Source organism: Chryseobacterium sp. MMS23-Vi53 (assembly GCF_047651245.1).
GTDB lineage: Bacteria > Bacteroidota > Bacteroidia > Flavobacteriales > Weeksellaceae > Chryseobacterium.
This window is the reverse complement of the sequence record NZ_CP180265.1, coordinates 3,475,170-3,497,933: the sequence shown is the minus strand read 5'-3', so window position 1 is coordinate 3,497,933 and position 22,764 is coordinate 3,475,170. Positions and strand designations below refer to the sequence as shown.

18 protein-coding genes and 15 tRNA genes are annotated in these 22,764 nt (G+C 31.3%); 5 read left to right on the top strand and 28 right to left on the bottom strand.

Translation table 11 applies throughout. The features are described from left to right. The first annotated feature begins 79 nt into the window (after window positions 1-79). From ACKX2A_RS15740 to ACKX2A_RS15730, 3 genes are all read left to right on the top strand, one after another. On the top strand, window positions 80-1,627 hold the full coding sequence (locus ACKX2A_RS15740; RefSeq protein WP_415325722.1) for a helix-turn-helix transcriptional regulator: 1,548 nt from the start codon (window positions 80-82) through the stop codon (window positions 1,625-1,627). 760 nt (window positions 1,628-2,387) lie between these two features. Next, window positions 2,388-3,875 (top strand): hypothetical protein, encoded by a 1,488-nt coding sequence (locus tag ACKX2A_RS15735; RefSeq protein WP_415325720.1) that lies wholly within the window; start codon window positions 2,388-2,390, stop codon window positions 3,873-3,875. 510 nt (window positions 3,876-4,385) lie between these two features. Continuing rightward, a complete protein-coding gene (locus ACKX2A_RS15730) occupies window positions 4,386-5,909 on the top strand; it encodes a helix-turn-helix transcriptional regulator (protein WP_415325718.1) in 1,524 nt (507 codons plus the stop codon). Window positions 5,910-7,593: 1,684 nt separating this feature from the next. Here ACKX2A_RS15730 and ACKX2A_RS15725 read toward each other — a convergent pair. Together ACKX2A_RS15725 and ACKX2A_RS15720 are read right to left on the bottom strand one after the other, a co-directional pair. Continuing rightward, window positions 7,594-7,821 carry a phosphate ABC transporter substrate-binding protein gene (locus ACKX2A_RS15725; RefSeq protein WP_415325716.1) on the bottom strand — a complete coding sequence of 76 codons (228 nt, stop codon included), beginning with the start codon at window positions 7,819-7,821 and terminating at the stop codon, window positions 7,594-7,596. 505 nt (window positions 7,822-8,326) lie between these two features. Continuing rightward, the gene (locus ACKX2A_RS15720; RefSeq protein WP_415325714.1) at window positions 8,327-9,844 is read right to left on the bottom strand and encodes a TROVE domain-containing protein; all 1,518 of its coding nucleotides are present in this window, start codon (window positions 9,842-9,844) and stop codon (window positions 8,327-8,329) included. 376 nt (window positions 9,845-10,220) lie between these two features. Between ACKX2A_RS15720 and ACKX2A_RS15715 the strand changes: the two genes are divergently transcribed. Together ACKX2A_RS15715 and ACKX2A_RS15710 are read left to right on the top strand one after the other, a co-directional pair. Further along, window positions 10,221-10,673 carry a VOC family protein gene (locus tag ACKX2A_RS15715; protein WP_415325712.1) on the top strand — a complete coding sequence of 151 codons (453 nt, stop codon included), beginning with the start codon at window positions 10,221-10,223 and terminating at the stop codon, window positions 10,671-10,673. A 170-nt stretch (window positions 10,674-10,843) separates the two neighbouring features. Beyond that, the gene (locus ACKX2A_RS15710) at window positions 10,844-11,710 is read left to right on the top strand and encodes a hypothetical protein (RefSeq protein ID WP_415325710.1); all 867 of its coding nucleotides are present in this window, start codon (window positions 10,844-10,846) and stop codon (window positions 11,708-11,710) included. 50 nt (window positions 11,711-11,760) lie between these two features. On the opposite strand, the gene ACKX2A_RS15705 is transcribed toward ACKX2A_RS15710, so the two are convergent. The 26 genes from ACKX2A_RS15705 to ACKX2A_RS15580 form a co-directional block, all read right to left on the bottom strand. Next, window positions 11,761-12,813, bottom strand: a complete 1,053-nt coding sequence (locus ACKX2A_RS15705) for a LytTR family transcriptional regulator DNA-binding domain-containing protein (protein WP_415325708.1) — start codon at window positions 12,811-12,813, stop codon at window positions 11,761-11,763. A gap of 169 nt (window positions 12,814-12,982) precedes the next feature. Further along, on the bottom strand, window positions 12,983-13,531 hold the full coding sequence (locus ACKX2A_RS15700) for an exonuclease domain-containing protein (RefSeq protein ID WP_415325706.1): 549 nt from the start codon (window positions 13,529-13,531) through the stop codon (window positions 12,983-12,985). A gap of 110 nt (window positions 13,532-13,641) precedes the next feature. Then, window positions 13,642-14,187 carry an exonuclease domain-containing protein gene (locus ACKX2A_RS15695; protein WP_415325704.1) on the bottom strand — a complete coding sequence of 182 codons (546 nt, stop codon included), beginning with the start codon at window positions 14,185-14,187 and terminating at the stop codon, window positions 13,642-13,644. Window positions 14,188-14,373: 186 nt separating this feature from the next. Next, window positions 14,374-14,937 (bottom strand): metallophosphoesterase family protein, encoded by a 564-nt coding sequence (locus tag ACKX2A_RS15690; protein ID WP_415325703.1) that lies wholly within the window; start codon window positions 14,935-14,937, stop codon window positions 14,374-14,376. Window positions 14,938-15,117: 180 nt separating this feature from the next. After that, window positions 15,118-15,987, bottom strand: coding sequence for a nucleoside hydrolase (locus ACKX2A_RS15685; RefSeq protein WP_415325702.1), 870 nt, complete (start codon window positions 15,985-15,987; stop codon window positions 15,118-15,120). Window positions 15,988-16,031: 44 nt separating this feature from the next. Beyond that, window positions 16,032-16,976: a peptidase gene (locus ACKX2A_RS15680; protein WP_415325700.1), complete on the bottom strand. Its 945-nt coding sequence runs from the start codon at window positions 16,974-16,976 to the stop codon at window positions 16,032-16,034. Window positions 16,977-17,122: 146 nt separating this feature from the next. After that, window positions 17,123-17,713, bottom strand: coding sequence for a DUF5565 family protein (locus ACKX2A_RS15675; protein WP_415325698.1), 591 nt, complete (start codon window positions 17,711-17,713; stop codon window positions 17,123-17,125). After that, window positions 17,673-18,086 (bottom strand): cyclic-phosphate processing receiver domain-containing protein, encoded by a 414-nt coding sequence (locus tag ACKX2A_RS15670; protein ID WP_415325696.1) that lies wholly within the window; start codon window positions 18,084-18,086, stop codon window positions 17,673-17,675. The genes ACKX2A_RS15675 and ACKX2A_RS15670 overlap by 41 nt, the downstream gene beginning before the upstream one ends. A 100-nt stretch (window positions 18,087-18,186) precedes the next feature. Beyond that, window positions 18,187-18,672 (bottom strand): ribonuclease H-like YkuK family protein, encoded by a 486-nt coding sequence (locus ACKX2A_RS15665; protein WP_415325694.1) that lies wholly within the window; start codon window positions 18,670-18,672, stop codon window positions 18,187-18,189. A gap of 141 nt (window positions 18,673-18,813) precedes the next feature. After that, a tRNA-Gln gene (locus ACKX2A_RS15660) sits at window positions 18,814-18,886 on the bottom strand. Between the two features lie 88 nt (window positions 18,887-18,974). Beyond that, window positions 18,975-19,047, bottom strand: a tRNA-Phe gene (locus ACKX2A_RS15655). An 85-nt stretch (window positions 19,048-19,132) separates the two neighbouring features. Continuing rightward, window positions 19,133-19,206 (bottom strand) — tRNA-Leu (locus ACKX2A_RS15650). A 361-nt stretch (window positions 19,207-19,567) separates the two neighbouring features. Continuing rightward, a tRNA-Glu gene (locus ACKX2A_RS15645) sits at window positions 19,568-19,640 on the bottom strand. A gap of 159 nt (window positions 19,641-19,799) precedes the next feature. Further along, window positions 19,800-19,886 (bottom strand) — tRNA-Tyr (locus tag ACKX2A_RS15640). Window positions 19,887-20,068: 182 nt separating this feature from the next. After that, window positions 20,069-20,150, bottom strand: a tRNA-Cys gene (locus ACKX2A_RS15635). A gap of 306 nt (window positions 20,151-20,456) precedes the next feature. Then, window positions 20,457-20,528, bottom strand: a tRNA-Asn gene (locus tag ACKX2A_RS15630). 8 nt (window positions 20,529-20,536) lie between these two features. Then, window positions 20,537-20,610: transfer RNA gene (locus ACKX2A_RS15625), tRNA-Met, on the bottom strand. A gap of 5 nt (window positions 20,611-20,615) precedes the next feature. Beyond that, window positions 20,616-20,688 (bottom strand) — tRNA-Glu (locus ACKX2A_RS15620). Window positions 20,689-20,694: 6 nt separating this feature from the next. Continuing rightward, a tRNA-Pro gene (locus tag ACKX2A_RS15615) sits at window positions 20,695-20,766 on the bottom strand. A 147-nt stretch (window positions 20,767-20,913) separates the two neighbouring features. Further along, window positions 20,914-20,998, bottom strand: a tRNA-Ser gene (locus ACKX2A_RS15610). A gap of 5 nt (window positions 20,999-21,003) precedes the next feature. Continuing rightward, window positions 21,004-21,077 (bottom strand) — tRNA-Arg (locus ACKX2A_RS15605). Window position 21,078: 1 nt separating this feature from the next. Further along, window positions 21,079-21,155 (bottom strand) — tRNA-Lys (locus ACKX2A_RS15600). An 8-nt stretch (window positions 21,156-21,163) separates the two neighbouring features. Further along, a tRNA-Ile gene (locus tag ACKX2A_RS15595) sits at window positions 21,164-21,237 on the bottom strand. A 7-nt stretch (window positions 21,238-21,244) separates the two neighbouring features. Further along, window positions 21,245-21,318 (bottom strand) — tRNA-His (locus tag ACKX2A_RS15590). A gap of 813 nt (window positions 21,319-22,131) precedes the next feature. Next, complete coding sequence (locus tag ACKX2A_RS15585; RefSeq protein WP_415325692.1) at window positions 22,132-22,407, bottom strand: hypothetical protein; 276 nt, start codon at window positions 22,405-22,407, stop codon at window positions 22,132-22,134. Further along, complete coding sequence (locus tag ACKX2A_RS15580; protein ID WP_415325690.1) at window positions 22,408-22,764, bottom strand: hypothetical protein; 357 nt, start codon at window positions 22,762-22,764, stop codon at window positions 22,408-22,410.

The window sequence follows — 22,764 nt, the reverse complement described above, 5'->3', positions numbered from 1 at the left end:
TAATTTATTTTCCTAATTTAAACATTATCTTTACAAACTAATAATCAATCATAAAAGCTTTAAGGGGCGAAAGTTAAATATGATATCATCACACTCACTCATTAAAAACTGTATATATCTATTTGCTATTTTATTTTCAGAATTGATTTTCTGTCAAAATAAAGAGCTTAATAAAATAGATGATTTTTATAAAAGGTCCGACAAAGCCTTTGAAAATTATGATAATCTAAAAGCATTTAATTATGCTTTGTTGGGAAAAAATTTGGCTTTCAAAAAAGGTGATTCAAAATATCTTGCCGAAGGCTATTACAGACTTTCCTCCATCCTGTCTGATCTTGCTCTCACAAAAGAAAGTCTTTATTATGCAAATAAAGCTTCTGAAGAAAAATATACTCAAAAAGATAAGGTTCTTCAAGCAAAAATTCTGGATATAAAATCTTATAATTATTATATTACAGGACTTAGCCAGACTTTAAAAGAAGAACTAAAAGCTATAAAAATTATTGAAAATGAAAACAGTGTAGAAGCCAACGAACTTCGAGGAAGGTTGTACTCTAGTATCGCAGGATATTATGAAAATACAAAAGAAGATTTCGATTCTGCATTTATTTTTTACAAATTGGCAGAAAATAATTTTCGAAAAGTTCCAGAAAAAATTAATCTCGAAAATTTATCCTACTATTATATTAGGAGAGGTACCTTTTCTATCAAGAAAAATGATATTAATCCCGAACTCACAAAAGATCAAAAGAAAAGCAATTACGATTCGGCATTTTATTACTATAATAAGTCGTTCGAATTAGCTACAAAATACAAATCAGCTACTTTACAGCCACAATATCAATCCTTTGGAGACTATTATTACAGTATAGATGATTATCCAAAGTCCTTGGAATTTTATTTAAAATCCATTAAAGAAAAAAATTCCATTAACGAACCTTACAATATAAGAACTTATAAAAATATTTCGGAATTATATGAGCTTTTAGGAGATAAGCAAAATCATATAAAATATAGTAAAATTTTTGATCAGAAAAGAGCTCAATTGGAAACCGGAAATTCTAAAAATATAGATTATATTGTAAAAACAATTTTAAAAGATAAGCAAAAAGAATTCGACGATAATCAAAGAAAAAAAAATATTTGGATTTTTGGTGGCATTGCAGGTTTACTTATTTTCATGTTTTTTATTTATAAAATCTTACACAAAAAATTACAACACAAGCAAACAATTATCTCTGAGGTTACCTATACTTTACAGGAAAAAGAAAATCTTATTTCTCAAAAACATATCGAAACAACAGAACTAAAACAAAAAGTAAACGATGCTTATGGTGAAGTGATAGATCTTGCTAAAAACAATGATCCATCGTTTTATTTTCGTTTTCTGGAAGTTTATCCGGATTTCCAAAAAAAATTATTGGAATTTAGTCCGGGACTTCGAACATCAGAACTTGTTTTGTGTGCCTATACTTTTTTAGGTTTTAATATTAAGGATGTAGCAGATTACACATTCAAATCTGTGAATACTGTTCGTAATAGAAAACAAAATTTAAGAAAAAAATTTAACCTCTCAACGGAACAAGATATGGGAATTTGGTTAAGAAATTTAACTGGTGAAAAATAAAGAAAATAATTTATTCAACTAAAAACCAATTATTTAACCAAAAATAGTATATAAATAGTATACTATTTTTTTTGTGTTTTGATGAATTTTTTTTCTCTTTGTCCCAGAAAATCAATCGAAGCATTTGAGAATAATTTTAAAACACAAATGATTCAAAAAGAAAAAAATTAACCAATAGCGAAATTGATTTTTCAACACAAACACAAATGAAAAAAGAAATTCTGTGTCGGGTTTTAGCCCCAAATAACTCGACATAGATTTTTGAAAAACACAAATGATGAAAATCACCAATCAATTGGTAAAAAGTAAAAATGAAAGAAAAATTCTGTGTCGGGTTCAGCCCCAAATAACTCGACATAGATTTTCGAAAAACACAAATGATGAAAATCACCAATCAATTGGTAAAAAGTAAAAATGAAAGAAAAATTCTGTGTCGGGTTCAGCCCCAAATAACTCGACATAGATTTTCAAAAAAAACAAATGATGAAAATCACCAATGAAATTGGTTTTGACAAAAAAACACAAATGATGAATTAATAACAGCTTACAAAGGCAGAGATACCTCATCCTTTATCACTGCCTTTCTGTTATTAAATTTAAACCTTTGCCTTTATTTTTTCCAAGCATTAACATTTTTAATAGGATATTTTAAAACAAAAAAGAATATAATGCGAAAATAGAATTTTTACAAGATGATACCACAAATTATCCTTAATTTTAAATATCATATCGAATTCTAATTTAAAAAGCAAAAGTCACTATGAATCAAAAAATTAAACATTTATTATTTGCTTTTTTTATTTTATTTTCTATTTCAGGATTTTGTCAGAACAATAAATATAAACAGATTGATGAATTACTATTAAGAGCACAAAATAGTAGAAAAAGATTCAAAAATTTGGATCAGTTAAAATATGCTGAGCAAGCATATATATTATCTAAAGAAACTGGAGATTCTCAAAAAATAACCGAAAGTTGCTACTCTATAGCAAGTGCTTTATCTTTTCTGGAGCTGCCAAAAAAAAGTTTCGAATATATTCAAAAGGCTACTCAACAACCTTATTACCAAAAAAGTAAATTGATGCAAGCTCAGATAAAAGAGGTAAAAGCTTTCAATTATTATGGACTTGGACTCACTTCTCAGTTTTATAAAGAATTACCGGAAATTATAGAGCTTTTAAAAAATCAAAATGATAAAGAATCTGCTATCTTAAGGCAAAGAGCTTATTTGAATTTAGGAGTAAGCAAACCAGATTCTGTTAAAATATATTCCCAATTTTCATTAAGAGAGTTAAAAAAATTTCCAGAAAAAGAAGTTTATGCTGAATTATCTGATATATACAAATATATTGGTACAGATTGTCTTGATAAGAAGTCTGATTCGGCTTTATATTATTTTGAAAAGAGTATTAAAATCAATCAAAAATATGGTGAAAATGCCCTTTTCATGGATTTTACTAACATTGGAGATTTTTATTCCCAAAAGGAAAATTTGAAAGTAGCTATTAATTATTATCTGAAAGCTATAGAAAATATCAAACAACAATCCATAAGTCCATATAATTTTATTAACAATGATCTGTATCGAAAAATCTCAGAATTATACGGAAAATTAGGCGATTTTGAGAAGAAAAGCCAATATCAAAAACAATACATCTTATTGCAAAATAAATTAAATTCTGAGCAAAGTAAAAATATAGACTTAGCTTCCAAAATAGTTTTAGCAGACCAGGAAAGTGAATATAAGACAGCACAAAGAAAGAAATTCATGTTGATCGGTTTAGGCATTTTAGTTTTCATTATAATATGCTTCATTATTTATAGATTACTAAAAAAACGCATTATGCAGAAAGAAGATTTCATCCATAAAGTCACAGATAATCTTAGTAAAAAAGATGAAATCATCTCTATAAAAAATACTGAAGCCGAACAACTTAGAGAAAAAGTGAATGATGCATATCTCGAAGTAATGAATCTCGCAAAAGAAAATGATCCGTCATTTTATTTTCGTTTTCAGGAGGTATATCCTGAGTTTCAAAAATGCTTACTGGATTACAGACCGAGTCTTAAAGCTAGTGAATTGATTCTTTGTGCTTACACATTTTTAGGATTTAATACAAAAGATGTTGCAACATTTACTTTTAAATCGATCAATACAGTACGAAATAGAAAACAAAATCTTCGTAAAAAATTCAATATTCCGACAGAAGAAAATATGGAAAATTGGTTGAAAAATTTAATAAAATAAATTTAACCCACACAATATCAAAACTTTAATAAAAAGTAGTATACCGATGGTATGCTGCTTTTTTTGTTTTCACATCATTTTTGCTTCTCTTTGTACAAGAAAATCAAACGGAGCATTTGGAAAAAATAACACAAATGATCATAAGCAAAAAACATATAATAAGGGATTAAAATGCTCCGTAAGATTTTTACAAAATTCTATCAGTAAGAATTGCCCCAATTATTCTGATAAACTTTTTAACGTACACTAATGATGAAAATTTAATAGTAGAAAAGGTAATATTTGTCATTTATATATTACCTTTCTACTTTTCTTAACCACTTCTTATTGATTCTTTACCGTAATTTTTAACATTTATAGGATTTATTTATTATTTTATTAAGCTTTATATAAAATAATATTAATAATGACAACTTTGTTTAATTTTTCATTGATTTTTTCACAAAGTACTTTATTTTTGTATATATCAAAAAACGCATAAATTATAGAGCTTTAAGGGGCAAAGTTGCTATGATAAAAACTTTTACTTTTATTCGAAACAGTATTTTCCTGTTTATTTTTCTATTGTCGAATTATGTAATTGGGCAAAATAATCATCTGAAAGAAATCGAAAAACTACTTCTTGATGCAGAAAAGTATCATCAACAATATAAAGATATCAAGGAGCTGGAAGCAGCAAAAAGAGCAAATATTTTAGCAAAAAAAATAAATAACTCCGCAAAAATTGCGGAGAGCAGCTATATCATATCAAGAGCTTTATCTTGTTTGGAACTTCAAAAGGAAAGTTTTTTCTACATACAAAAAACTTTGGATCAAAAGTATACGAAAAATAATGATCTGCTGCAGGCAAAATTGAAAGAAATCAAAGCTTACAATTTTTATGTTTTATCGCTTAAATCTCAGAGTAACAGAGAATTAAAAGACATTGAAAAGATTCTTAAAAATAAATCTGATTCTTCATCTATAAGAGTTTTAGCAAGAGCATATGGAAATATTGCCAATCATTATTTTGATGAAAATAAAAATGATTCTGCATTTTTTTATTATAAATTAGAAGGTCTGGAATTACATAAATTACCTGAGAAAAATTCTTACAACTCATTATCGGACTATTATATTGCGGTAGGGAATGCTTTTTCTCAGAAGAAAATCATGGATTCGGCTTTCATCTATTATCAAAAAAGTTACAATTTAAAATTAAAATATAAAAACCCTATTCTTTTTACACAATATATGATTTTTGGAAATTATTATAGCGATACAAAAGAATACTCAAAAGCATTAGAATTCTATTTGAAATCTTTTCAGAATATGAAAGAGCATTCCATTAATTCTATTCCTTTCAATTTTATTAATAAAAAAGTATCAGATATTTATGGTATTCTAGGAGATAAAAATAAGCAAAAAGAATATGGTTCGATTTATCTTGAAAATGAAAACAAAATAAATATTGATAAGAAAAACAATGTAGATTATGCATTATCAACAATTATTAAAGATGAAGAAAGTCGATTAAAAAAACTTGAAATAAGAAAATATTTATGGATTTTAGGAGGAATTTTAGTCTTATTAATTATTTTCATATTTATATATAATATTTTACGGAAAAATTTAAAATATAAAGAAAAGTTAATTACACAAGTTCACAGCACTTTACAGGAAAAAGACAATATTATCTCTCAAAAAAGTATGGAAACTCAAGAACTCCAGCTAAAAATAAATGATGCTTATAATGAAGTTATTGCACTGGCAAAGAATAACGATCCATCATTTTACTTTCGTTTTCAAGAAGTTTATCCGGATTTTCAAAAAAAATTGATAGATTATAGTCCGGGGCTTAGAACAACAGAACTTGTCCTTTGTGCTTATACCTTTCTGGGTTTCAATATAAAAGATGTTGCAGAATATACTTTTAAATCCATAAATACCGTACGAAACAGAAAACAAAATCTTCGTAAAAAATTTAATATTCCTACCGAACAGGATATGGGAATATGGCTGAGAAATTTAACGGTAACAAAGTCGGATGATTAATATTTTACTTTTAAGAAAATATCAAACTATAAAATAACAAATTAATATTCAATAAATTACATAAAAATAGTATACAAATGGTATGCTATTTTTTTTTCTATTACTTCAAAAATCCTTCAATTTGTACTTATAAAAAGTAAAAATGATGAAAAATTAATAATAGAATAAAAAGCAATATAAAAATACATTTTTAGTATTGCTTTCTATTGTTAATAGTTAAGATTAAAAAAAAACAACCGTCTAGAAATATCCAAAATTCATATAACATTTATAGTTAAGTTCATTTTTCTTAAAAATTTTCATTTTAAAGTCCAGTTTTGAAATCTGGACTTTTTTAATTCCTTTTATGACTTAAATTGAAATAAAATTTAAACGGAAATCCAACCCCTATATAAATAGTGAACATTTCCTCTCCTAAAAACAAGTAATCAATGAATTTTCAAATCTAAAACAAAAACAGTTTAACAATAAAATTAACCACTAAAAATCAACAACTTACACAAAATAGTATTTAAATGGTATGCCTTTTTTTTTGAATTTGCATGATTTTTCTTTCTCTTTGTATCAGTAAAATTGATCTACAAATCTTACTTTAAAAACATTAAACACAAATGATGAAAAATTTTTATATCAATAAATTTGCCCCCATTTTTTTTGATATAAACATAACCAAAAACACACATGATGAAAAAAATAAATTTGCATATTATGCAAATAGTTAGATTAAATTTTACTAAGAACACAAAATGAATTTTATTTTTTTAAGAAATTAAACGTTTCATTGAGATTAAAATTCATAAATGATGAAAACCTTTAATGAAAACAAGGGCAATATCTTAATTGATTATTGCCTTTGTTTTTTAAAACTAGCTATTCGAATAATATCCTTTTTACTATATTTCTAAACAACAAATCCGATGAATTTTCTATTCATCGGATTATTTTAAAAGTGAATAAGGCAACAGGCAAAAAAGGTGTGCTCTTTTAAGAGCGCCGCTCTTACCCATATTAGGGGCAGTGAGCCGGCAATTCAACATCTGCTAGAGACTTACGCTTTCTCACGAAAACTTTTGCCCGGTTGGTTTTCAACCCAACTTCGCTAGTTCGGTAACCCGAATTACGCTACCTTAGGACCGTTATATTACGAAGAAACCTTTTTCTACGACACTTATTTGTTTAAATTTTATAATAAAAGAGGCAATATGCGAGAAAACTCTTATAAACCTTTTCGGGTTTATTCTGGAGTCGAACCAACATCATAAGATTAACCGAAGTAAGTTTTCTCTAACGGCACTCTTTTGTTTTTTTAAATCAAGGTAATACTTGCAGAATCCTTTCTTTACCATTTGCTCTACCTTCTGAGCTACATCTCGTTTACAACAAAGATGGCAGGAATCGAACCTGCGACCCAATGAGCCACAATCGAAGTATGATTCTAAAACGACACTTGATTTTTTATGTTTCAATAATAATTTTAAAATCGAGCAATTTTCAAAAAGAGATTAGGTTTTCAATGTAAAGTAGAAGTAACTCTTTTTTACGGCATCGATTATTTTTAAGTAAGGTAAAAAAGCAAACAGACACTTACAGCGGCGCGCTACTCATTTACGCCATTCCAAATGTTCGGAAACAGGACTCGAACCTGTATAACCGCTCCCAACGAAGCAATTCTATTTTACGACACTTACTTTTTAGTTTTCCATTGGGTTTTTCTGTATTTTTTCCAATTTCTCTGAAACTTAATTTCTTTTGAATTAATAGTTTCAATGCCATGTGGAAAGCAATAAGAACATCCCATATCAATTCCATATATAATTCTGGAAACCTGGACATTTGAAATTTTTTTCGGAAAATCAATTAATCTATATTCATTGATTCCGAAAGCTTGTTTTAATGACTTAAATATTTTCATAAGTATTGAGTATTTAACCTCAATACAGTGCTTCTTTAAGACATTTTTTATAATAATGCATGGTTATTGTTTTTGTTGATACAAATTTATTTAGCTAGTGCGCATTCTTTTTACGCAGTTAATTTTTTTTAAATTAAAAACCAAGTAACAAGTTATAAGAGTTTTTTAAATGTTGTTCAAATTGGAAGTTTGACGATGGAACTCTTAAGATAACGACATTGGTCAGTTTAAATCGAGCAATCTAGCGAAAAGACTCTTGTTCAAGTGGAAATCGAAGGAATTCTTTTCTTACGGCATCGATTATTTTTTTAAGTTTTTATGGTTATTGTTTTTTTGTTAGTGCAAAATTATTGTATTAGTGCGCAATCTTTTTGCGTTGTTAAAATTATTTTAAAACCCAAGTAACAATTTTCAAAAGTTTTGAGTGTTGTCAAATGGGAAGTTCTTTAATAAAACTCTCATTCATAATTTAATAATTAGTTTCTATTTTTAAAAGCAGTGCCCTTTACAGCACTACTTTTTTTATCATTTCTACCGCAGATTTTCTGTCTTCCAAAGCATTCAAAACGTCGAAAATTTTGTCCGACCAACCGGCGATAAGATATACATCATTTTTTCTGACATCCAATGGTTGTTTTCCGTAACCTGCCAAATCAAAAATATACAATTTTGCATTCGGATTGAAACTTTTATACAGATTCCAAGATTTTTCAAAAGAATTTCCACCTCTGTTACTATCCCAAAGCTGAGTATCGGTGAACAACATTACTTTGTCCACTTTTTCGTTTTTTCTGATCAAATCATCAATTACCAGATAACCATTTGTGGAGTAACCAACTTCACCTTCTCTTTTATAATATGCATCCACGTTTCTCAGGATACCGTTTTTAGGCATAGGAACTCTCTTCCAGGTGTCACCAAACATACCTGAAACCACATTTTTGCATTGTGATTGCAACATCATCGACATCAGCAAACCGATATCATACAACAATACTTTAGATTTCGGAGAAACAGGCTGTTGCATCGAACCGGAAACGTCTGCCGCGATCACCACCGAAGTATCGAAGCCAAAACCTTTGATATTTTTAGCACTCACCATCACCGCATCTTCCAATGCTTCCAAAATTGATGACAAATAAGGCGAATCGATTGTTTTCAATTCTCTGTACGCCGCTAAAAATCTGAATGGTAATTGTTTTGAGTTTCTCACCGCTTTTTCATCCGACAAATAGTTGCACACTTTGTACATCGCATCTGACGAAACATTAGCTTCTAAAATATTTCTTAGGTTTCTCAAGGTAGCCATATAACCCAATTTGTTGCTGAAGATCAATTCTTCCCATTTGTTTTTGAAAGCTGATTTTCTTTCTGCATCATCTGCAAATTTTGTCTGACCTAAAACAGAAAGTTCTACTTCCCAAGTATAAGGCGTTTCCAACGAGTCGTTGACGATTTTGTTGAAAATTGCTTGTTGATTTTCATCTTTAGCTTTTGGATGAACCAAGAACAAAGCATCTTTCAAAGTAACTTCTGCTTTTCTGTTGTATTTTGCGAACTGGTATTCATCAAATTTATTGAATGATTTTACCAGACCTTTTTGGATTTGTTTTGAAAGTTTATTCAATTTTTTCAAATCTGTTCTTTCGTTGGCTAATTGGTAATATGCCAATAGCTCTGTGATTTCATCTGCTCTCTGGATAACGCCGTCAACAGTTCTGCTTACCAAGTCTGTACCCGAAGTATGTTTTGCCAATTCGGTCGTCAAAACCAATGGAATTGAACGCAAATACATATCTTTTCTTGTATAAACCGCTAATTTAGCAACGAATTCCGGATCATTTTTCTGAATCAGAGACTGGATTCTTGCCAATCTGTCATTTCCTTTTTCATAGGTTGTGCTTGATAATCCTGTTGTAACAACAGCACTGTACAATTCTTCTGCAGGTGTCATGGTATAAGCTTTTGCACCTTGGTAGTTCGTTACTACTTTATTCTCTTTTCTTAAAAAATTAAATTTCATGGTTACTGTTTTTAAGTTAAACATTTTTGGAGGATTATCAGTTCCTCTCTGATTTCTGATGCAAAGTAAGGACGCTTTTGCGCAATGTTTTTGCGTAGAATATTTTTATATGAAAAATTTTTATTTTTTTGATTTTGAATATAAATTTTGGCATAAATGACACTATATTTTTTACTTGTCGAGTTTGTGAAAATATTAGTGGTATTTGTGTTTAAATAAATTCATTACGATTTACCTAAACTAAGAAAACAAACAACTATAAACCATTAACGATCAACCAAAAGAAAAAATCTATCATTCATTTTATATAAAGGAATCAACAGTTTCAAGTTTATGAAAATCTCTTTTATAGCTTTGTTTCATTAAAATTAAAACTATGATTAAAGGATTATATGAAACTCATGTGCAAGTAAGCAACTTAGAAAACGCAACAGAATTTTATACAAAAGTGTTAGGATTGGAACTTGCTCACCAAGATGAAACCCGTCGAATTGCTTTTTTATGGATTGGGAAAAATAAAGAATCAATGTTGGGTTTGTGGGAGCAAAAAGAAAATTTACAAACAAGACATTTCGCTTTTACAGCCGATAAAGAAGATATTTTGAATTATTCTGTTGAGTTTTTGAAAAATAAAAATTTAAAACCTTATAATTTTTTAAAAGACGGGATTGATAAGCCTATGGTTTTCGCATGGATGCCTGCTTTAGCTATTTATTTTAATGATCCTGATGGAAATCAGCTGGAATTTATTTCGATTTTGAAAGGTGATGGAAAACCAGAATTGGGTGTACTGTCTTATGATGAATGGTTGGAAAAAGCAAAAAATTAAAAATAGTATCAAAATGGTATACTATAAATTAGAATTAAAAATCAATACTTTAAACAGTCTAAAAATATAAAATCTTCCCATTCAGTATAAAAATTTTCCCATTCAGAATAATCGTCTATTTGAAAATCAGCATTATAGATAATTTTGCTTCATAAATAAATATTTTACGTATGAAAAAAAATTCTCTTAAAATCTTTTTTAAAATAGCTCTGGTTTTGGTAATGGGAGCTACCGTTTACAACTGTAAATCTGATGACGAATCTACAGTTGTTATCGATAACAGAACTATAAAAGTTGTTGAAAACCCAACATTTGGGAAAATTTTAACCGATAAAGACGGAAAATCTCTATATTTCTTTTCAAGAGATTATAAAGGTACTTCTGCTTGTACTTCTGCTGCGTGTTTAGATGCTTGGCCGATTTTCTACACTCAGGATTTAAGTAAAATAGATGCTTCTCTTGCAACTTCAGATTTCTCAAATATTACTCGTACAGACGGAAAAATGCAAACAACTTATAAAGGATGGCCTTTGTATTATTATAAAAATGATACTGCAGCCGGACAAACAGTAGGTGATAAAGTAAATAATGTTTGGTATATCGCAAAACCGGATTACACAGTAATGTATACTGCTGCACAGCTTTTAGGCCATGATGGTAAAAACTATGTAACATCAAATAATGCAAGCACTTATACCGAAGGAACAGGAAGCACTTTTTATCTAACGGATGGAAAAGGAAGAACATTATATAGATTTAAAAATGATACTCAGAATTCCAATCATTATACACAGCCAAACCTGGCCAATAACGGAAACTGGCCAATAGTAGAGCTGAATAAAATGAGGTTTCCAAGTATCATGAATGCTGCAGATTTTGGTACTATTACAGTACAGGGAAAAACACAACTTACCTATAAAGGATGGCCGATTTATTATTTCGGGCAAGATGCCGCAAGAGGCGATAATAAAGGAATCAGCTATCCAGTACCAAATGTGTGGCCTATTTTGAATCTTGATACTGCTACGGCCCCTTAATTTTCAATATAAAAGTTCATAGTTTCCTGCTATTTCGATGGCAGGATTTTTTATTTTCCAATCCAAAGCTTGAATTCGCTTACTCTTGCTTTACTCACAATAATAGGGACTTCAGAAATTGGATTGGTGACAGCTTTCAACTGTGTAACACCGTATTTTTCAATATTCTTGATTGATTTTAGTGATAAAATAATTTGTCTTGAAACTCTGAAAAACTGCTCTTTATCCAAATTTTGATAGACTTCATCCAAAGAAAGATTCAATGTTGATTTTCCTCCATTCATATCCACAACATAAGTAATTTTATCTTCCAGATAAATAAAAGCAATACTTTCAACTTCCACAGGAATCAATTTTAATCCTTTTTCTGCTAAAAATCTTTTTACCAAACGATTAGGTTCTTTTTCCTGAATAATTTCCTCTTCATATTTTTCAATTACATGGTTTTGAATATCAATATTTTCCTGAGCAATTTTATTAAAATATCTTTGATATAATAAATTAATTAAAAATAAAATTAAAGCCACACTACAAACCCAAGTCAAAATAAAAAACAACATAAGCTTGGTCTTTATATTATCCAATGTCTGTTCTAGCGATTCAAGATTACTATGAGAAGCCATAATCCAATCTGTATTTCTTACAGGACTTAAATAAATAATTTCCGTAATATTCCCCACTTTACGAACACCTCCATAATCAACTGATTTACTAAGAACATCTTTAAAATTCAGTTCCAGATCCATATTTGAAAAAGATTTGATATAGTCGTTTTCATTAGGAATCACACTTCCGATTTTTTTTCGGTCAGGGTGACAGACTTCTCTCCCATTTTTGTCGAACATACATAGAAAAACAGGTTCTGTAGAAGATTTTTCTAATGCTTGCTGAAGACCATTTTTTACTTCATCTTTAGATTTACCACTTTCCAGTTCATCAGAAATCATATTGGCAACCAATTCAGATTGATATTGAGCAACCTTTAACTGCTGCTCCATCAATTCATTAGAAGAAGACTGATAGGTAAAATTAAATCCCAGATAAGAAATTCCGGCAAGTACTATAATGATACAGACTATAATTAAGACATGTATTTTGTTCATTTGTGCATTTTTACAAAAATATAAATTCTGTTTAAAGTTTATCTCACAAAACATTACCAATCAACAAAATGGATCATTAATAAAGTTTTTTAAATGTTTTTATAGAAAATTTTCAATCAATAAATCTTAAAACAAAAAAAAGAGTAACAATTGTTACCCTTTCCTCTATTTATTGATTTAAACACCAATATAAAATTTTTGCAATATTTTTCGCATCATCCACTCCTCTGTGATGTGTGCCTTCAAGCGCTAAATTTAGTTCACCCAAAGCTCTTGTCATACCGACACTTTTACGAACTGTCGGATGCAATTCTCCGAACAAAGTTTTAACGTTAATATGATCATCACTTAAAGGATAATCTACATTGAATCTTCTTGCCTGATTTTGAAGCATGTTCAAATCATAGTTTCCATAACTTGCCCAAGTCAGATTTTCAGAATCGTATTCTGCTCTCAAAATATCTAATGCATCTTCCAACAAAACACCTTCATCCTCAAGCATTTGTTGTGTAATAGAAGTCAGTTCCGTACAAAATGGACTCACTTTCGAAAATTGAGGTTTAACTAAAATGCCCTCGTTTTGTGAAATCTTACCGGTTTTTGCATCCATTATGCAAACTCCGATTTCTATGATTTCGCTTTCCTGACCTCTCGGCGGACGATCATTCCAACATGTGGCTTCGAGGTCTATAATTAATATTTTATCTGTTGTTTTCATTTGTTTAAAAATTTAATATTTGTGGCTGAAAGTTTGAAACCGGAGGCTGGAAATAAATTTCGCACTGAAAAAACTTCCCGCTTCCATCATCCATCTTCCTGACCAAATTATTACCGTAAAATTTCTCTTAAAATTTTGGCGGCGTTGTAAGCATCGTCTGCTCCACTGTGATGATTGCCTTCAAAATCCATATTCAGGAACTTTAAAGCTCTTTTCAAACCCATCATTTTAAAAAGTCCGTTGTATTGTTTGAATTGATACATTACATTGATATAATTTTCAGAAAAAGGATTTTCGATTCCGAGATAATCGCATTGCTCTACGATCTGCTCTTTATCAAAATTTCCAAAACCTGCCCAAGTAAGCTGATTTGAGTGATATTCATCTCTGATTTTCTCACAGGCTTCTTCGAAATAAATTCCTTTTTCTTCAATTAATTGTGGTGTAATTCCGGTCAGTTCAGTGCAAAATTTATTAATTTTAGATCTTTCCGGAATTATATAAATGCTTTGTTTCTTGGAAATTGCTCGTGTTGTTCTATTTAATTCGCAAATTCCTATTTCTATAATATCGGTTTTTTGTCCGGCGGGAATTCTGTCATTTTCCCAACATGTGGCTTCCAAATCGATGATTAATATTTCATTGGTTGTTTTCATTTTTATTATTTTTATTTACATGGTTTTCATTCATCTGCATTTGGTTTTTCGTTGGAGAAACGGGAAGAAATACCCTAAAGAAGAATTGCTGCTACTGCTAAAGTTGTGCAAAGATAAAACCGGAAGTACGCATTCTATTTACGTAGTAAAAATTAATTTAGAAAAAACTCCCCGAAGGGAGCTTATTTAATTTCTTGGGGCAAAAGGTGGTGTCCATTTTTTCTTTTTCATTAATTCCTTGACTTCTTCGTAAGAAATCGGATAAAAATTATGACAATCAACACCGACATCGAAGCTAAGAGCCATTTCATCATCGGGCAATGTTCCGTGTGAATGACCGTAAAGCTGCCAAACTCCCCGATGTGAACCGTTCCATGTTCTCATGGCGTAATGAAAAAGGATGATTTTCTGTTTGCCGTTGCTGTTTTCTGGCTCATCGATTTTCAGTTCATGATAATCTCTGATTGAGGCGAATCGTTTAGGATAAGTCAAAGCTGCACCTTCGTGATTGCCTTTTATGAGATGAATATTTCCATTGAGCCGATCCAGAATTTCTTTTGTGAAATCCGGTTTGCCCAAACTCATATCACCCAAATGGTAAACAGTATCGTCTTTGGCAATCCTTTCATTCCATCTTTTGATGAGTTCTTCATTCATATGTTCCAGAGACTCGAACGGTCTTTCGGAAAATTTTATAATATTTTCGTGACCAAAATGGTGGTCTGCCGTGAAAAATATATTGGGTTTCATTTTTTTTTAATTGTTTGTTTTTTTAACTACAAAATTTCAGCGTTTCCATTGTCATTCTGACGAAGGAAGAATCTCAACTTAATTTTTACAGATTCTTCACTCCACTTCGTTACGTTCTGAATGACAACTACATGCATAATTAATACGCTTTTGTAGTTTTAGTTTAATAAAATTAATTCGTTAAGGTTTAATCACCATCCACAGGTCTTTTAAATCCGGAATGTGAGTTGTAATCAGTGATGAATTCTGTCCGGAATTCTCCTGTACTTCCTTAGAACCCCACTCACCACGTTGTCTGTAAGGAATAACTTCCGCCCAAACTGCCTTTGAAGGATCTATCGCCAATAAAGCTGCCACAGTGTCGTGAAGTGCCTTTTCTTTGAGCTCCACTGCTTTAAGAAATAGCTTCAATCCTTTATTGTCATTTTGAAACGGAATCAACATTTCTGCATCTTTTTTCGTAAAAACCGCAGCATGACATACATTTTTACTGATCAATCGCCTTTCAATTATTGGTAATGAGAATAGCTTTTCTGCAGCCAACGGATTTCCGTTCAGGTTGAATGTCGCACAAGTAAGCTTCCCATCAAATTTTTCCAACCGATGTTCTTTCGGAACAATATTATCGCCGGCAAAACCGCCCTGGCAAAACCATCGATCAAAAAAAACTCCGGTTTCCCACAATGAACGCGGATTCGTAAGTGCTGCTCCGGTCAATAAAGTACAATCGGGAAATTGACGAAGTGTTTCAGCCATAATAATTGCTGCGGCATCATCTGCTTCCGAATTCTCAAATTTTCCAATCCAGTCTCGGTAAAAACCCGAAACACGGCTCGCTGAAGATTTCGGAGTTCCGGCTCCAATGCGGACATCTTCCCTGTCCAGAATTTGCAAAACACGTCTTACAAAGCCTATCTGATCTTTTCCTCCCGGATGTATGGAAACACTTGCCAGATGAACCTTCGGATGCGTTGCCAAAATAGCCAGCGTCATCGAATCATCAGGATCAGCCGTTTCCATATCGAAATGAAAAGGTATTTTAAATTGCATGATTATTTTTAGTTTTTTAATTTTAGTTTAATAAATATTTTTAATTAATTTCCTCGAAATGCTTTATAAAAAGCCGTTTCAATTTCCAGTTTATCGCTTTCGACATATCTTCTTGAAAAGTGAATTGGAATGGCTTCTTTTACCTCACATTCATTCATGATCTTTCCGGATGCAGATGCGAAGCTGTGATAATTGATCTTTGCAAATTCCTGATCTTCATCTTTATAAAATGTTTCGATATACACCATATCCGCTGCTTTGAAAACTGTTCTAATTTTTTTATAATTGTCCTCACAAACTGCATGGTCCATAATGACTCCTAATTTATATCCTGCATTTCGTGTCAAAAAATGAAATAAATCTGAAGCTTTATAAACTGTTTCTTCAATCTGAATTTCTTTGTGGGAATCATTGTTTTCAAAAGCTATTTTCAATTCACTGATCCATTTTCCTTTTTTAAATTCAGAAGCATTTTCATTAAAAGTGACCGAATCTTTTTCCTTGAATAAATAAGCGATGGAATCTGTCTTGTGATCGAGAATGGCAAAATCAACATTTACATATTCATCTTCAAAAAGGAAATTCTGAGTTTCAATGAATTCAAGATTCCAATGGGGCGGACGAATTTTATAGACATTGATTTCTTCTTTTGAAACAATTTCTCTTATCTCGTATTCAATTGCTTTTTCGTCAATTAAGTTCCACGTGTAAGATTTTAACCTTGCTTCAATTTGTTGATGAATATTTTTCGGCCCGCAAATCACAATCTTTTCACCACTTCCAATCTGATGTCTGAAAATTCCATCAAAGTTTGAAAAATGATCAATGTGAGTATGACTGATGAAAACCGCAGAAACTGACTGAACTTCTTTCACCGTCAATAAACTCGCTTCACCACAATCACATAAATAATGCTTTGCCGAGTTTGGAACTTTTATTAATATACTGATGTCTTCTTTTAAAAGACTTTTTATTTCTGCTTGTAACATCTCTTTTTAATTTTTTTATTAACCTCAATCTCCTTTTTCAATGTTTAGATTCTTGCGGAATGACAAATTCGATGGAAAATTTTATGGTTCAATTTAATACGTAAAAAAGTTTCGATAAAATGAATTACCGAAACTTAATCTTTATTTTAAACAACAAGTTCTTTTACAGCTTTTCTACGCACACCAAAATCAGATTTCCTGATCTTGCACATACGATGATCCGTTGTATGATGGAAAACGATACCTTCCATATTATTCTCAGGATTGCTCAAAAAATTCTTGATAAATTCAAAATCCAAACTTTCTAAACTAAGAATATGATGTCCATGTTTTACCAATAAATGACCTTTAATATTTTCTGGATTTCCTTGTACTTTTTCGCCAATAAGTTCGTAAGTACCGTCTTCTACCTGACCTGATTCAGCCAAAGCATTGAAACCTTCCCAGAAGTATTGATCGTCTTTATTATCAATATCACACGCTAACCAATGTGGATGATGACCGGTAATAAGATCCGCTTCCTGACACGGAATGGCACCTTTGGGGGCTGTTTTCCCTTTCTTGGCATCGTATCTTTTATATAATTTACCGTTGATTACTGCACATGCAGAACCATCAAACTTTTGCGTAGCAAAAGCTTTTCCGTTAAAAACCCAGTTGTTTTCAGGATTAATTTCGTTAATAACTCTTCCTAAATTATTTATATCTTTTTTGAATAATGTACTTATCTTTTTCATTTTTAATAGTTTTAAAATTGTTTAAAAGGCTTTCAATATTTTTCTTTCCAACAGGATTCATTGAATGGCAATAGAATTTTGGTAAGTCTAAATAATTATCCATACAATATTCTATGAGCCATTTTGCACAATCGTAGCCTGTTTTTTCAACAAATTCCTGAGAATTTGGTTCCAAATAATGTTCATCAGCAAGGTCGTGGTCAAAAGAAATCATTTCCGGAAGTCCTTTTTCCAAAATCCTGCTGACAAACTGCTCGTAATTTCGAACAATATGCCAATCTTTTCTGAGGAAAATGTCCTGCTTGGTATAATGATATGCCTCAATCGGATATCTTATATCATCCAGAAACAATAATCTTTTTGTAAGTTCCATTGCTTTAATTTATTTTTTTGTGGAAGTTAGAAGTTGGACGAGGGAAGTTTATTTAAGCTTTCAAAAAACTTCCATCTTCTTACATCCCGCTTCTAGCTTATTACACCATCATATCAGCACAATTTGAACTTGCGAATGCGTAAGGTTTTGCTTTAAACACATATCCCATTCCCAGAATGTATCCCATTGCATCTATCAAAGCGACGTTGGATTTAAAATCCGGATCGGTGTTAATGTCTGCGTGTACCTCCATTTCCACATCATAAGTTTCCAGAATAGAGCAAATTGCATAAGCAATTTCCACGGATTTGTTCACCTCGTTCAGCATACGCTCTTTGATACTGATACTCTGTATTTCTCTTTCTTTTCTGATAAAGGTAAACGCTCCTTTTCCCTCACGAATAAAGACAACTGCCGTAGCATAATTAATGGCATCACCATAAACGTGGGAGTCTGAACCCACACATACTTTCAGTCGATGCCCGTTTGCCTGTTCGCTGATGATGGCTTCTTCTACCAACTGTGTGATAGAGTGTTGGAAAATTTTTCCCGTCATGTTCTGCCATGTTTGTTGTTGCGTTTCCATTTTTTCTACATGTTTTGTTTTTATTTAAATATTTGTTTTAACGCAAAGTGCGCTAAGTTTTTTTACCTACTATCTGTTTTTAAGTTCGCAAAGGCGCTTCACTCAGCTAAGAACACAGAGTTTTTCTTAATACAAAATTTGTTGATTCATCAGGACTCGAACCTGAACAACAAGAGTCAAAGTCTTGTGTGCTGACCAATTACACTACGAATCAGTTTATAAATAATGAGTAATGGGTAATTAGTAATATTTTTTGCGGTTAATTGATTACTCATTGCACATTACTTATTACTCATATTCTGTGGAACAGACAGGAATCGAACCTGTACCTTTAGTTTTTCAGACTAACATGCAGACCTGCTACACCACTCTTCCATGTTTTTATAGGTAATGAGTAATTAGTATATTAAAATCATATTTCATAGTTGCTCATTGCTCATTGCTGATTACTCATATTTTGTACGGAAAGAGGGATTCGAACCCCCAAAACCTTGAGCCTAAATCAAGTGTGTCTACCATTTCCACCATTCCCGCGAATTTTATAAGTCATGAATAATTGTTAATTAGTAATAAAAAATTATGTTCTATAAATGCATCATTAATTATAACTATTGCAATAATTACTCATTGCACATTACTCATTACTTATGTATTAGGTCTGAGAAAGCTTGTCTATATTTATAAACTATGCCTGTTATATTCGTAAAGATCTTCTGCGCTCGACAAACTTTCCCTTTCCATTTAAACCTATTTTCTTATATAAAAAATGAATGATCATTGATAAATGATTTTTTGATACTTAATAAATTTCTTTTATCTTTTATCTTTTATCTTTTATCTTTTATCTTTTATCTTTTATCTTTTATCTTTTATCTTTTATCTTCTATAAAATCTGTACTCTATAAGGGAATCGAACCCTTATTTTCTGCTCGAAAGGCAGGCGTCCTGAACCGTTAGACGAATAGAGCATTTTTGTGTGAATTCTGAATTGTCAATTTGCTTTGCAGTCAGTTTTAAAAAATTGACAACTGACTTATTCACCATTCACTTCTTTGACCACTAACCAGGAGTCGAACCTGAACAACAAGAGTACATTTCCTGCATGCTGCCATTACATTATCAGCGGTTGGTGAAAGTAGTAGGATTCGAACCTACTCAGCAATGAAGCAACAGATTTACAGTCTGCCCCGACTCTCCAACTTCGGCGTACTTCCCTTTTTGATGCTAGTTGATGGTTGTTGGTTGATAGTTTTTGGATAATATTATATCTCTAATTTCTAGCATTTAACTTTTTTTGAAGAAAAACAAAGCCTGTCTTTAATTTTTTGTTTGATGTAAGAACTTCTGCGCTCGACAAACTTTTTTTCTTCGGAACTAATCTCATTTTAGTTATTTGAGATGGTTATGGGATTCAAACCCACTCAGCTTACGCAACGGTTTTGCAGACCGCCCCGACTCTTCCACTTCGGCGAACCATCATTTTTATGAGTAATCAGCAATGGGTGATGAGTAATTTCCCAACATTCTGATTATTCTTTTTATTTAAATTTTCATAAAAAAAATAAAGCCTGTCTTAATTTTTTGTTTGATATAAGAACTTCTACGCTTTGACAAACTTTATTTTACCTAAAAATTTATATTATGTTTAAAACTTTCTTCATCAAGTTTCAAGTGAGTTAAGAAAAAGCTTGTCTATATTATATCGTGTTTTTGGCGTAAAGATCTTCTGCTCTCGACAAACCTTTTCTTTTTCTCTTTTGAAACAATTAACATTTAGTTTTTTGCGATTCCGGAAAGGCTCGAACTTTCAACTTCTGGTTTAACAGACCAACGCTCTACCATTGAGCTACAGAATCATTTTTTGTAATTTCGGAAGGGCTCGAACCTTCAACCTTCGGCTTATGAAACCGATACTCTAACCCATTGAGCTACGAAATCTTTTGCACTCCATAAGAGAATCGAACTCTTATCTACTGCTCGAAAGGCAGCCGTCCTAAACCATTAGACGAATGGAGCAAACTGTCTGGAAAGCAAGATTCGAACTTGCGACCTCCCGCGTCCAAGGCGGGTAAACAACCACCGTTATCTTTCCAGTTTTGCAGATTCACTTCAAATTCTTTTCCGAGAGACAGCCGGATCTGAAAATTTTCCGTGAATCTTTGCGGTCTATGCGAGAATCGAACTCGCAGTGCCCGAGAGACAGTCGGGAAGGTTAACCATTACCTCAATAAACCATTTTTGCGGAGAGCAAAGGAATCGAACCTTCACTACTGTCGTAGAACTCATTAGCAGTAAGCCGCAACAAACCAATATTTGCCTACTCTCCTTCAGTGATTCCGACAGGACTCGAACCTGTAACCCTGAGTTTAGAAAACTCATGCTCTATCCAATTGAGCTACGGAACCTTGGTAATCCCAGAAAGATTCGAACTTTCAACCCCCTATTTAAAAGACCGGTGCTCTAACCATTTGAGCCATGAGATTTTATTTTGTAATCCCAGAAGGACTCGAACCTTCAACCTTTGACGTATCAGGTCGACGCTCCAACCAATTGAGCTATGGGATTTTATAATTGGGGTATCTCCGGGGATCGAACCCTGCTCTTCGGTGCCACAAACCGACGCTTTACCAAATAAGCTAGAGAAACCATAAAAAAAGCGCCTCTTTTTGGGAGGCGCTTTATATATATTGACGTGTCGCTACATTAGCTGACCCATTTATATAAGCACCTTTTATCCACAAATTCACTATCAAGAAGAATAATACAAGCATATCCCTGCCCCATCGGCTCTTGTCCGTGCAATCTTGAATGTGGATTAGATATGTTATTAAATTGTTTCATTTTATTTTTCTTGTTTTAAAAAAGTTTTTTTGAAAGGCTGAAAACTTGTTGCTTTCAATTTTCGGTTGCAAAGTAAGGATGATTTTTTTTAACTCGCAAATTTATTTTTCATTTAAATAATTGAAAATCAATTGATTAAACTTTAAATTTAGAATAGAAGATTTCCGTCCGCAATATTTTGCAGATGTCTTAAATACCTAAATGACTGTCTCTCATCGGGTTACTTATCACGCTCTATTTCCTTATTAATTGTTCATTTGTTATTAAATAATTTTCATTTTTATGGTTATTTTTTTTCATTCTAAATAATTTCTGCTCTAAAAACACAAAAAACGCCCCGATCATCGAGGCGTTTCTGCAATATTTTGATTAAATTTTTACGAGTTTACAGTAAATAATTTTCAAAGCAAGCACATTTCGCCTCATCCAATATCATCCATTCATATCCAAACGATCCCTTTACTACAGGGCGATCGCATAGATTTAAACTGATATGTGCTCTTTGTATTGTCATAATTTTATTGGTGCAAAGATAAATGTTTTTATTAACGTTTTAATATATTTTGTGAGTGATGAATAAAAAATGGGTGACTTCGAGAACCTTAGTTACCTTTTTTTTCAAGCATTTTTATTTTCGTTTTCTACATTCGTTAATCTATCTAATTCCTCAAGATCCGAAAAAAAACTTCCTTGATAGTCATATAAACTTTTATGTTCAGAAGTTCTGATAATTACAATCTCTTTTGCTTCCATTAATGAAAGTTGAGGAAATATTTCTCTGATTTTTTTAATTGTAATCAAAGGTGATTTATATTTTTCCATTATCTCATCTACAATTTCAAATATATTTTTCTCTTCATGTTTTAAATGGAGATATTTATTTGTGTTATCCATCTATGATATATTTATTCCTAAATCTTCTTTATTTTCCAAAGCGATTTCAATAAAGCTCAACAAATTATTAATTCTAAACGTTATAAACTCTTCAGAATAATTTGTTACTAAACTGATCTCATTAATATTTTTCAAAATAATCTGACAATCTTCGTAAGTCGTTTGAAGTTCATCATTTGTTATATAAAGATCTGCATTTTTTAATTTTGGAATAATTACACAGCCTAGATCTTTTAATTTTTGATTTCCCCAAAGTTGCTTTCGACAAATTTCAAAACCAAACAAGTCACTTTCTAATTTAATATCAGAATTATTAAAAGATTCAGATAAATATATAAATGATATGGTAAGACTCAT